The organism is Streptococcus mitis, from assembly GCF_047459985.1.
Lineage (GTDB): Bacteria > Bacillota > Bacilli > Lactobacillales > Streptococcaceae > Streptococcus > Streptococcus mitis_DZ.
In genome coordinates this window covers 42,822-54,904 of the sequence record NZ_JASHHD010000001.1, presented here as the reverse complement: position 1 = coordinate 54,904, position 12,083 = coordinate 42,822, and the positions used below count along the sequence as shown (strand labels likewise).

General features: G+C 39.6%; 12 protein-coding genes. 10 read left to right on the top strand and 2 right to left on the bottom strand.

What is annotated here, in order from left to right:
- The first annotated feature begins 4 nt into the window (after positions 1–4).
- Together rnz and QM959_RS00285 are read left to right on the top strand one after the other, a co-directional pair.
- Positions 5–934 carry a ribonuclease Z gene (gene rnz / locus QM959_RS00290; protein ID WP_414370641.1) on the top strand — a complete coding sequence of 310 codons (930 nt, stop codon included), beginning with the start codon at positions 5–7 and terminating at the stop codon, positions 932–934.
- A 20-nt stretch (positions 935–954) separates the two neighbouring features.
- Entirely contained in the window at positions 955–1,710 is a 756-nt protein-coding gene (locus QM959_RS00285) for an SDR family NAD(P)-dependent oxidoreductase (RefSeq protein ID WP_414370639.1), read from the top strand.
- A 54-nt stretch (positions 1,711–1,764) separates the two neighbouring features.
- On the opposite strand, the gene QM959_RS00280 is transcribed toward QM959_RS00285, so the two are convergent.
- Positions 1,765–2,673 (bottom strand): LysR family transcriptional regulator, encoded by a 909-nt coding sequence (locus QM959_RS00280; RefSeq protein WP_001222582.1) that lies wholly within the window; start codon positions 2,671–2,673, stop codon positions 1,765–1,767.
- A 708-nt stretch (positions 2,674–3,381) separates the two neighbouring features.
- Here QM959_RS00280 and QM959_RS00275 point away from each other — a divergent pair.
- The 7 genes from QM959_RS00275 (at position 3,382) to QM959_RS00245 (ending at position 9,317) form a co-directional block, all read left to right on the top strand.
- A complete protein-coding gene (locus tag QM959_RS00275) occupies positions 3,382–3,489 on the top strand; it encodes a QVPTGV class sortase B protein-sorting domain-containing protein (RefSeq protein WP_020901952.1) in 108 nt (35 codons plus the stop codon).
- Between the two features lie 130 nt (positions 3,490–3,619).
- A complete protein-coding gene (locus QM959_RS00270) occupies positions 3,620–4,354 on the top strand; it encodes an ABC transporter ATP-binding protein (RefSeq protein WP_078238523.1) in 735 nt (244 codons plus the stop codon).
- 12 nt (positions 4,355–4,366) lie between these two features.
- On the top strand, positions 4,367–6,382 hold the full coding sequence (locus tag QM959_RS00265) for an FtsX-like permease family protein (RefSeq protein WP_414370636.1): 2,016 nt from the start codon (positions 4,367–4,369) through the stop codon (positions 6,380–6,382).
- Positions 6,383–6,462: 80 nt separating this feature from the next.
- On the top strand, positions 6,463–8,037 hold the full coding sequence (locus QM959_RS00260; RefSeq protein ID WP_414370634.1) for an ATP-binding protein: 1,575 nt from the start codon (positions 6,463–6,465) through the stop codon (positions 8,035–8,037).
- The gene (locus QM959_RS00255; protein ID WP_414370633.1) at positions 8,018–8,614 is read left to right on the top strand and encodes a response regulator; all 597 of its coding nucleotides are present in this window, start codon (positions 8,018–8,020) and stop codon (positions 8,612–8,614) included. The genes QM959_RS00260 and QM959_RS00255 overlap by 20 nt, the downstream gene beginning before the upstream one ends.
- Before the next feature lie 50 nt (positions 8,615–8,664).
- Positions 8,665–8,934, top strand: a complete 270-nt coding sequence (locus tag QM959_RS00250; protein WP_000051787.1) for a YqgQ family protein — start codon at positions 8,665–8,667, stop codon at positions 8,932–8,934.
- A complete protein-coding gene (locus tag QM959_RS00245; protein WP_000259257.1) occupies positions 8,934–9,317 on the top strand; it encodes a rhodanese-like domain-containing protein in 384 nt (127 codons plus the stop codon). Before QM959_RS00250 ends, QM959_RS00245 begins: the two co-directional genes overlap by 1 nt.
- Before the next feature lie 34 nt (positions 9,318–9,351).
- On the opposite strand, the gene QM959_RS00240 is transcribed toward QM959_RS00245, so the two are convergent.
- A complete protein-coding gene (locus QM959_RS00240) occupies positions 9,352–10,077 on the bottom strand; it encodes a 16S rRNA pseudouridine(516) synthase (protein WP_414370631.1) in 726 nt (241 codons plus the stop codon).
- Positions 10,078–10,238: 161 nt separating this feature from the next.
- Between QM959_RS00240 and typA the strand changes: the two genes are divergently transcribed.
- A complete protein-coding gene (gene typA / locus QM959_RS00235) occupies positions 10,239–12,080 on the top strand; it encodes a translational GTPase TypA (RefSeq protein WP_414370629.1) in 1,842 nt (613 codons plus the stop codon).
- Positions 12,081–12,083 lie beyond the last annotated feature (3 nt).

Below are 12,083 nucleotides of genomic sequence, written 5' to 3'. Positions count from 1 at the left end.
TCGAATGGATATTCAATTTTTAGGAACGGGGGCTGGTCAACCCTCTAAAGCCCGCAATGTCTCAAGTCTCGCCCTGAAACTTTTGGATGAGATTAACGAAGTTTGGCTCTTTGACTGTGGAGAGGGGACGCAAAATCGTATTCTTGAAACCACAATTCGACCACGTAAGGTCAGTAAAATCTTTATTACACACCTGCATGGAGACCATATTTTTGGCCTGCCAGGATTCCTTTCTAGTCGTGCTTTTCAGGCCAATGAAGAGCAGACAGATTTGGAAATCTATGGACCGCAAGGGATCAAATCATTTGTCTTAACCAGTCTACGTGTGTCAGGTTCTCGTTTGCCCTACCGTATTCATTTTCATGAGTTTGACCAAGATTCTTTAGGGAAAATCCTTGAGACCGATAAATTCACGGTGTATGCAGAGGAGTTGGACCACACTATTTTCTGTGTTGGTTATCGTGTCATGCAAAAGGACCTAGAAGGGACTTTGGATGCTGAAAAACTCAAGGATGCTGGTGTCCCATTTGGCCCTCTTTTTGGAAAAATCAAAAACGGTCAGGATGTTGTTCTTGAAGACGGTACTGAAATCAAGGCAGCAGACTATATCTCAGCGCCACGTCCAGGTAAGATTATCACTATTCTTGGAGACACCCGCAAAACCAATGCCAGTGTGCGTCTGGCTGTCAATGCCGATGTCCTAGTCCACGAGTCTACTTATGGCAAGGGTGATGAAAAAATTGCTCGCAATCATGGTCACTCGACCAACATGCAGGCAGCAGAGGTCGCAGTAGAAGCAGGTGCCAAACGCCTCCTACTCAACCATATCAGCGCCCGTTTCCTCTCAAAAGATATCAGCAAACTCAAGAAAGACGCTGCCACAATTTTTGAAAATGTGCATGTGGTCAAAGACTTGGAAGAAGTGGAAATCTAACAGATTGAGAAAGGATAAGTATGCCTACTATTCTTATTACCGGAGCTAGTGGTGGTCTATCCCAAGAAATGGTCAAACTTTTACCAGAAGACCAGCTGATCTTGCTTGGTAGAAATAAGGAAAAATTAGCCCAACTCTATGGAAATCATCCCCATGCAGAATTGATAGAAATCGATATTACCGATGATTCAGCCTTAGAAACTCTGGTAGCAGACCTCTATCTCCGCTATGGCAAGATTGATGTCTTGATTAACAACGCTGGTTACGGGATTTTCGAGGAATTTGACCAGATTTCTGACCAAGATATTCACCAGATGTTTGAGGTCAATACCTTTGCTTTGATGAATCTATCTCGTCGCCTTGCTGCTCGTATGAAGGAAAGCCGAAAAGGCCATATCATCAATATCGTCAGCATGGCAGGTTTGATCGCTACTGGCAAGTCCAGCCTTTACTCAGCGACTAAGTTTGCGGCCATTGGTTTTTCAAATGCTCTGCGCCTAGAACTTATGTCCTACGGTGTTTACGTGACGACGGTTAATCCAGGACCAATCCGTACAGGATTTTTTGACCAGGCCGATCCAGATGGAACCTATCTCAAATCGGTTGACCGCTTCCTGCTAGAACCAGATATAGTGGCTAAAAAGATTGTTAAGTGTATAGGAAAAAACAAACGAGAACTCAATCTTCCGATTTTGTTGAACTTAGCCCATAAGTTTTATACCCTCTTTCCCAAGATAACCGATAAGTTGGCAGGGGAAACTTTTAATTATAAGTAAAAAAGAACCAATACGTAGGTTGTTGCTAGCCTACATATTGGTTCTTATCATTTCTCAACTATCAAACTGGACTTCTTCTAGTAGATAGTCGATAAAGCGTTCGCCCATCTTGGATAGGCTGGTTTTCTCATGCTGGATATAGACTAGCTCAATTGGGTCATCAATATCCAGTGGGATAGAAACGATATTGTCTCCGTTGAGGTTGCTGTTCAAAATCCCTGTCGCAATGGTATAACCGTCCAAACCAATCAAGAGGTTAAAGAGAGTGGCGCGGTCGCTGACTACGATAGATTTTTTGTGGTATTCCTGCGAGAGAATCTCTTCTGAAAAGTAGAAGGAGTTGTGAGTTCCTTGATCATAGCTGAGGTAAGGGAAGTTTTCTAAATCAGATAGTTTGACCTTATCTTTCTTTGCCAGAGGATTGGTCTTGCTGACAAAGATATGCGGTTGGGCGGTAAAGAGATGATGAGCCAGGAGGTGGTTGTCATCCAGCATTTTCGTTAAAACATCACGGTTGTAGCTGTTAAAAAATAGGACACCGACCTCACTACGGAAGTTCTTGACGTCGTCGATAATCTCCCAAGTACGAGTTTCACGAAGGAAGAGCTCGTATTTTTCCATATCACTTTTCTTGAGTAGAGAAACAAAGGCATTGACTACAAAGGCATAGTGCTGAGACGAAACGCTAAAGAGTTCGCGGTGGGCGACAGGATTTTTATAGCGTTCCTCCAGAAGCTGGGTCTGCTCGACAACCTGACGGGCATAAGAGAGGAACTCCATTCCATCGCGGGTCAAGGTGATACCCTTGGGATTGCGGATAAAGATCTCAATGCCCATTTCATTTTCCAAATCTCTCACAGCATTAGAAAGACTGGGTTGGGTGATAAAGAGTTGCTTGGCTGCCTCATTCATGGAGCCTGTTTCGACGATTTTGATAATATAATGTAATTGTTGAATTCTCATGTTTTTATTGTACCACACTTGCGTCAGAATCGCCAAAGAAGATAGGAAAATCAGGGGGAGTGTGTGGGTCTCTGTAAAGTAGTTAAGAAGAAACTTCTAAATCATTTAGTAAATAAGATTAAAAATTTTCCTCGAAAATAAGAAACTTGCACGATTTACTCATTACTTAGCCAATACTAGAGTTTATACTAGTTACTGTAAAGATGATCATCTAAAAGAAGGAAGGAGGCAACCTTATGGCTAAAAATATAAATCGTTCAGAGATTGATTCTTTAAGTTTCGAGGTTGAAAACCAAGAACTTTCCGGGCAATCAGAAGCTAGTGGTACACAGCTTTTAAAATGACACTAGCAGGTCTCTGTGGATTGTGTTTCACCTATTTCTATGAGTGTACGAGAAATAATGTTCGCTGTTAGATAAAACAAAAGGAAAATTCTAGTGTTTTATTACAAAACATTGACAACATTTTGATTTGGTGTTATATTTACGGGGAGAAAGACAAATAAAACAAGACAACTTTGAGATTGATTCTTTGGATTATGGAAATTAATAGCTAAGAATTGGATGGTAAATCTGCTGCTGGGTGGCGTACGGCTGTTAGATTAACAGCACAGGGGCGCGGTGGTTGGTGATTTACATATTCTTATGAATGTATTTCGTCAAACGTGCGCTGTGGATAAAACTCTCTATTTTTTGACAGGAGGATAAAATGGAAGGAATTATTGGAACACTAGATTTCTATGCACCTGTACTGGTCTTAGGAGTTGTTGTCATAGGGATTGTTTACTTTATGAAAAAAAGAAACGATCGCAAATAATCAACATCAACCGATACCTGAAAAAGGCATCGGTTTTTTATAACTTGAATATGTTGCACAAAATACTCATGGAAAACCTTGAAAGAAACCGTATAATGAGAGAGTAATAAAGAAACGGAGGAATGAAATGATGAAACAGCTTATCGTGACAGGATTAACAAAAACATTTGGTCAAGGGGATAATATCGTTTATGCTTTATCAGATGTGAACTTGTCCGTTGAAAAAGGTGAATTTCTGGCAATTATGGGAGCCAGTGGTAGTGGAAAAACAACACTCCTCAATTGTATTTCAACGATTGATAAACCAACATCAGGTGAGATTCGATTTGAAGATTTTGACATCATCCATGCCAAGGAAAATGAACTAGCTGACTATCGTGCTAAAAACATTTCCTATATTTTCCAAGCTTACAACTTGGTGGAAACCTTGACAGTTTATGAAAATATCGTTCTACCTCTTCAAATTCAGGGGAAAAATATCAAAAAACATCAGGATAAGATTGAGGAAATTTTGAATAAGTTGGCCATCCAAAACTTAAAAGATAAGTTTCCTAATCAGTTATCAGGTGGCCAGCGACAACGTGTGGCAACTGCTAGAGCCTTGATTGATGATTCTAAACTGATTATCGCAGATGAGCCGACAGGAGCCTTGGACTCTGCCAATTCTGAAAAACTGATGGCACTTTTGCAGGAAATCAATAAAAGTTTTGGGATCACCATTTTATTGGTCACCCACGACCCTGCTGCAGCAAAGTATTCCTCACGGATGGTGCTACTCAGTGATGGAAAGATTATGGATGATTTGAAACGTAACAGCTTATCTAATGAAGAGTATTTGCAAGAGATATACAGCCGTACCAGATAGGAGGGGGAAAGTATGTATCCAAAATTGATTTTACGAAATGTATTTCGAAATTTACAGACCTATACCATCTATTTTTTCAGTCTGACCTTGATTTATAGCTTGCTCTACGCTTTTAATGCTTTACCAAGCCATCCAGTGATGCAAAGTTTATCAGGAGCAAAGGAAACGTTGACGACGGTGATGAGCCAGTACATGGGTTTGCTTTCCTATCTGATTCTATCGGCGATTGCCTTTCTCATCGTTTACGCCACAAATTTTGTGCTGGGACGGCGCAAGAAAGAGTTGGGACTTTATGCAACGCTGGGAATGAAGAAGAAGCAGATTATCCGTACCCTGTTCTTTGAAACCATGCTGGTCAATATCTTTTCTTTGATTCTAGGTTTCTTTCTTGGAGTGATCTTACTGGTCATTCTAGCTAAGATTGCATCTGAGTTTTTCATGGCTAATTACTTTGGTAATCTGGTTTTCTTTGATAGTAAGTCTGTCATCTTACTAGTTTATTCCTATTTGGTAACCAGTTTTATTGTTGGTGTTATGGACATTATCACTTTTAGAAAGCAAAATATCATTGCACTCATTCAAGAAAATGGGGTCAAGAAATCTGTCTTGGCAAAAGGCAAGCCAGTTCTTCAAGTACTTCTCTTTATTCTTTCGACAGCTGTTATCGGTTTTGGTGCTCTCTATTTTTCAGACTATCACCATCTATCATTCTTGAAAAGCTGGGGTATCTTGCTGGTATCTGTCTTCGTGATTTTTGTGATTTTATTTTACAATACCTTGAGCCATTTTATCTTGGTCTCCCTTAGAAAACTGCCTCAAACCTACTATAACAAACTAAACACTTTTAAAATCCGTCAATTTTCAAAACAAGCTGATAGTAATTCGGTCACGTTGGCTGTCTTATCCTTGACCTTGACACTGGCTCTCAGCTTACTCGTTTTTAGTGGTAGTGCCTATACGACTATGAACCGAGAGCTGAACAAATACTCACCTTATGATGTAACTGTCAATCTCTACCGTGGTCAAGAGTTTCAATTTTCTCAGGAATCTGTCAAAGACAGATTGAAAGCAGATGGATTTGACTTTAACCTCATCAAAGAGGAGTACAGCTATCCTAGCTATTCTAGTGATGTAATCTATAAAGATTTGATTGATACCAGCAATCTCTGGGAGCATGATAAGAAACTTCCTGAATCAAAAGTACCGATTTTAGGAATTTCTGCCTACAATCACCTCCGCAAACTGCAAGGGAAAAAAGCGGTTGACTTAGCAGAAGACCAATTTCTAGTCAATGCCAATTATAAAGGAACTGCCAAGCAGATTCAGGAATTTCTATCAACGACCAAAACCCTCATGATTAACGGTCATTCTCTCAACCTTGCCTCTTCAAAGCCACTTGAAACAGTTTACTTTTTATCTTCAGTAGGTCTAAATGACGCAGGAACCTTGATTGTACCAGATAAGGTAGTAGTTGGATTGACGGAAGACCACACTACCTATGTTGCCAATTTCAAAGAAAACATTGACAAACGGGAAGTAGAAACATTCTTGAGTCAGTGGATTGAAAAATACTACTTCACTCGTGATGGAGCAGAGTTGAATTCGTTCACCTATCAAACGAAAGGAAGTATTTTTGAGGTTTACCTTGGATTTATGGGCGTCATTGTCTTTGTCATGATTTTTGTTAGTGTTATTTTTATCATTATTTCCCTCAGTATTTTGTCCCTTCAAACTTCTACAAGTGCTTTGGATAGTGTTAATGATTATCAAATCTTATACCTTCTTGGGAACAAGAGAAAGCAAAATCGCTTTATTCTTTTGCAACAGATTCTAAGTTATTTCTTGGTTCCGTTGGTTATCGCAGGTCCGCTAGCACTTGCCTTTAGTACAGCTCTTTTGGGCTATTTTGAGAACTTCGCTAATACCAGCATTTCTATTGATATCACCTATCTGGGAGTAGCGGTTTTACTCTTTGTTCTTTACTTGCTAGTGACTTACAGAGTAAGTTGGCAAATTATTGAAAATTAAGTCAAATACCAGAGTTGCCTATCCGACAATTCTGGTATTGTGTTATAATAATATTAAAGTAGTTCAGGAAGTGGATACATATGAAACAGTTTGTCAAATCGCTCTCGAAAAACTCACTTTTATTGTGGTGGTTGACGATTTTTAATCATCTAGCTTTAATGATTTATATTTATTATAGGATTCCTCTGGACTTTTCGACAGATTTTTCCTTGCAGATGGTTTTATTGCTGATTATTGCTTTAATTGTATTTAGCTATATTTGTAATATTGTGACCTTTCGGTATAGTGAGTTGAAACTTTGGTTGCTCCTGATGATGTTTCTCATTAGCTGGCAATCCATATTTAATCAAGGAGTTGCGAGCACCCTGTTGCACTTTTTTGATATTCTTCATCCGCTCAACTCTTTTTTATTGGTGTATAGTTCTCTGTCTATTATCTTTCTGGGAGAGAAAATAGGAGAAGAACTGTTGAGTGTGTCCTTTGTGTTGACACTAATCACCATTAGTTCATATCTGTTAAGTCCTTCAATTTTTCTATTTCTGTCCTTGTTTGCGTCTTTCTTTTTAAACCTTGTTCCCTTGATTTTACTGATTTTATATCATAAAGAGTTGAAAAGTAAACTCAAGTATCAGAGACGAAATTTGTGGATATTAGCTTTAATATTGCCTCTTTCTTATTTCTTTTTGTATATCAATACGAGGGGCTCAGGAGTGATGAACCTAGTCTGGTATCTTGAGATTATTGGAATACTTGCTTTTTTGCATCTCAAAACAATTATTAACTCTCTTCAAAAAAAGGTATCAGAGTTAAAATTGTCCTATATAAAAGCTTTTTCACGCTTGTTTTTACTGGTTCTGTTTTTGTTAGTAGGCATTTTCATCATCTTTCGTCTAGATTTAAATACGAGCTTTTTGGTCTTGAATATCATGTTACTATTGTTCGGGATTTGTTCGGAAGAATTGATTCGCCTTTTTCGTTCTGCTGAAATGCTAGATTCTAGGGATTATGTAAAAGTTCTCTTTTTAAAGCGTAACCGTATGGTGAAAAATCTGCTGGCAAATGAAGACACAGAACAACAGTTCTCCGAATTTCTTCACAATGAAATCCTGCAAAATGTGATGGCAATAAAAAATTTCAATAAATATAGTAGCAATCAAGCTTTTGGTGAACAGATCAATCTGGTGACAGAGGAGTTGGTTCAGCGGATTCGTGAGCGGATGGATTATTATCAGCCAATGGTAGAAACAGACGAGCAGTTAGACATCCAGTATCAAGGGCTGATTAATCGGATTGTCAAGCGCTATCACGCAGAAAATGAAGTCGTCACACAGTTTCCTGCCCACTTTAGGCTTTTATCTCCTTACGATAAAATTGCCTATCGTCTGGTTGAGGAGTTGGCGACCAATGCCGTTAAGTACGCTAGTGGTGGAACGATTTCTTTGAAGATTGATGTGCATGATGACGCTATTTTTATCATTTCTGAAAATGACTGCCTTCAAACAGAAAAATCCTTAGGTTATGGCTTGAAAAATATGTCTAATAAAATTAGTGTTTTAGGTGGTCAGATGCAGATTTTTGAAAATAATAAGAGATTTCGTGTAGAAATTACTCTCCCGATTGATAAGGAGTTGTGTTATGAAAATTTTGTTAATTGATGATCATAAATTATTTAGCCAAAGTATCAAGATGATTTTAGAGTTATCGGAAAACATTAAAAAGGTCCAGTTAGTGGATAATTTTTCGACTATCTCGGAGATTGCTTTTAATGACTACGACATTATTTTGATTGATATCAACCTGACGAGTCTGTATCAAGATGATGGGCTGACCTTGGCACAAGAGATTATCGACAATGGTTGTTCTAGTAAGGTTGTGATTTTGACAGGTTACAGCAAAAAAATGTATGAACACCGAGCTAAAGCTATGGGAGCTTATGGATTTCTGGATAAAAGTATGAACCCAGATGAGTTGGTAAAAAAATTGGAAAAGATTTATCTAGGTGATAAGGTCTTTTCAGATGAAGTGATGGTAGAGGTGCTAACACCACGAGAAATCGAGATGCTAGAACTGGTTAGAAATGGCTTGACTATTGATGATATCTGTGAAAGGATTTATGTGAGTAAACGTACAGTTTCCAATCACTTGTCCAATATCTTTTCAAAATTGGGAGTGACTAACAGGCAGGAGGCAATTCATATCGCTGAGCAGTTGGGCTATTTTCCACCAGATTAAAAAATTGCAGAAGGTACAGCTTTTTTAATTATTTCTGTGATACTTCCTGTGTGAGTCTCTTCTTGAAAAAAACACAAAATTTTGCTAGAATGAGTCTTATGAAAACATTCTATGATGTGCAGCAATTCCTCAAACGATTTGGTATTATTGTTTACATGGGAAAACGCTTATATGATATTGAGCTGATGAAGCTGGAACTCTCTCGAATTTACGATGCAGGGTTGATGGACAAACTAGACTATCTAGAAGCAGAAGCGGTTCTTCGCAGAGAGCACAAGGTAGAATTGGATTATATTGAGAAAAATGGAGAAAAGAACTAATGGTTACTTGGATTTTGTGGGCACTTATACTAGCAATGTTGGCATGGATGGGCTTTAACTATCTGCGTATTCGACGTGCGGCTAAAATCGTAGACAATGAGGAGTTTGAAGCCTTGATTCGGACAGGTCAATTGATTGATTTGCGAGACCCAGCTGAATTCCACAGAAAGCATATCCTTGGAGCCCGCAATATTCCTTCAAGCCAGTTGAAGACTAGTCTTGCAGCCCTTCGTAAAGATAAACCTGTCCTTCTCTACGAAAACCAACGTGCACAACGTGTCACAAATGCGGCCCTTTACTTGAAAAAACAAGGTTTTTCTGAGATTTATATCCTTTCTTATGGTTTGGATTCTTGGAAAGGGAAAGTCAAAGTTGAGAAATAAGAAAACGAGCTTGGGATGTTTCCAAGCTCATTTTTTAACCACTTTTTCTGAGAAATTCACGAATGATTTCTAATTCTTCCGAGTTTAGGGGTCGATAATCTCCTTCTTTTAGATTCTCATCCAAACTCCAAGGCCCAAAATGGGTGCGCTTGAGTGAGGTCACTTTGACACTAACCGAGAGGAACATTTTCTTGATTTGATGAAATTTTCCTTCTGAAATGGTGATAGAGGCTTGACTGTGGGAAGGACTTGCAGATAGAATCTCTAGTCTTGCAGGTTTACAGATAGTGCCATCTAAAAAGACAATTCCCTTTTGAAAGACTTGGATATGGTCAGGTGTTAGAAGTCCATTAACCTCAACTTGATAAGTTTTATCGACATGATATTGGGGATGGAGGAGCTGAAAGCCCAAGGGTCCGTTATCGGTCAAGAGGAGGAGGCCAGTCGTATCTCGGTCCAGTCGGCCGACAGCATAGAGCTTGTCAGACTGGATGTCGGGCGGAAGGAGATCCATGACGGTTTGGAGTTTCTTGTCTTTGTTGGCTGTCACGACACCAGCAGGTTTATGAAGCATAAGATAGGTGTGTTCATAGCCTTGAATGATTCGATTCTGAAAAAGGAGTTCTTGTAGTCCTGTATCGATATTTTGAGCTAGGGAGCGGGCTGAGCAACCATCGACTAGAATTTCCCCTTTGAGTAAGGCTTGTTTCATGGCCTTTCGGCTGATTTTTTCTTGGGCTAATAAATTATCTAAACGCATACTGTGCCTATCTTATCATAAGTCGCCTGCTTTGAAAAGGCTTGACGTGAAAAGAAAAGCGGAGTGAAAACATTTACACTTGCTTGAATTATGTTATTTACTTGAAATTATGGTATAATCGTTCAGTTAGAAAATAAATTTTGAATATTATAGAGGAAATCATGACAAAACTTAGAGAAGATATCCGTAACATTGCGATTATCGCCCACGTTGACCACGGGAAAACAACCCTCGTTGACGAACTATTGAAACAATCATCAACCTTAGATGCACGTACTGAATTGGCAGAGCGTGCTATGGACTCAAACGATATCGAAAAAGAGCGTGGAATTACCATCCTTGCTAAAAATACAGCTGTTGCCTACAACGGAACTCGTATCAACATCATGGATACACCAGGACACGCGGACTTCGGTGGAGAAGTTGAGCGTATCATGAAAATGGTTGATGGTGTTGTCTTGGTTGTAGATGCCTACGAAGGAACAATGCCACAAACTCGTTTCGTATTGAAAAAAGCCTTGGAACAAGATCTTGTCCCAATCGTTGTTGTTAACAAAATCGATAAACCATCAGCTCGTCCAGCTGAAGTAGTGGACGAAGTCTTGGAACTTTTTATCGAGCTTGGTGCAGATGATGACCAGCTTGATTTCCCAGTGGTCTATGCTTCTGCTATCAACGGAACTTCTTCATTGTCAGATGATCCAGCTGACCAAGAAGCTACTATGGCGCCAATCTTTGACACAATTATCGACCATATCCCAGCTCCTGTAGATAACTCAGATGAGCCTTTGCAGTTCCAAGTGTCACTTTTAGACTACAATGACTTCGTTGGCCGTATCGGTATCGGTCGTGTCTTCCGTGGTAGTGTGAAAGTTGGGGACCAAGTTACCCTTTCTAAATTGGATGGTACAACTAAGAACTTCCGTGTCACAAAACTCTTTGGTTTCTTTGGTTTGGAACGTCGTGAAATTCAAGAAGCCAAAGCTGGTGACTTGATTGCCGTATCAGGTATGGAAGATATCTTTGTCGGTGAAACCATCACTCCGACAGACGCAGTTGAAGCTCTTCCAGTTCTTCACATCGATGAGCCAACACTTCAAATGACCTTCTTGGTTAACAACTCACCTTTTGCTGGTCGTGAAGGGAAATGGGTTACTTCACGTAAGGTAGAAGAGCGCCTTCAAGCAGAATTGCAAACAGACGTTTCTCTTCGTGTTGAGCCAACTGACTCACCAGATAAATGGACTGTATCAGGGCGTGGAGAATTGCACTTGTCAATCCTGATCGAAACAATGCGTCGTGAAGGATATGAACTTCAAGTATCTCGTCCAGAAGTTATCGTAAAAGAAATTGACGGTGTTAAATGTGAGCCATTTGAACGTGTACAAATCGACACTCCAGAAGAATATCAAGGGTCTGTTATCCAAAGCCTTTCTGAACGTAAGGGTGAAATGTTGGATATGATTTCAACTGGTAATGGTCAAACTCGTTTGGTCTTCCTTGTTCCCGCGCGTGGTTTGATTGGATACTCAACTGAGTTCTTGTCAATGACTCGTGGTTACGGTATCATGAACCATACCTTCGACCAATACTTGCCATTGATTCCAGGAGAAATTGGTGGTCGTCACCGTGGTGCCCTTGTTTCTATCGATGCTGGTAAGGCTACAACTTACTCAATCATGTCTATCGAAGAACGTGGTACGATCTTTGTTAACCCAGGTACTGAGGTTTACGAAGGAATGATTATCGGTGAAAACTCTCGTGAAAATGACTTGACAGTTAACATCACTAAGGCGAAACAAATGACTAACGTTCGTTCAGCTACTAAGGACCAAACAGCTGTAATCAAGACTCCTCGTATCTTGACACTTGAAGAGTCTCTTGAGTTCTTGAACGACGATGAGTACATGGAAGTAACGCCTGAGTCTATCCGTTTGCGTAAACAAATCCTTAACAAGGCAGAGCGTGAGAAAGCTAACAAGAAGAAAAAATCAGCTGAATAAGAG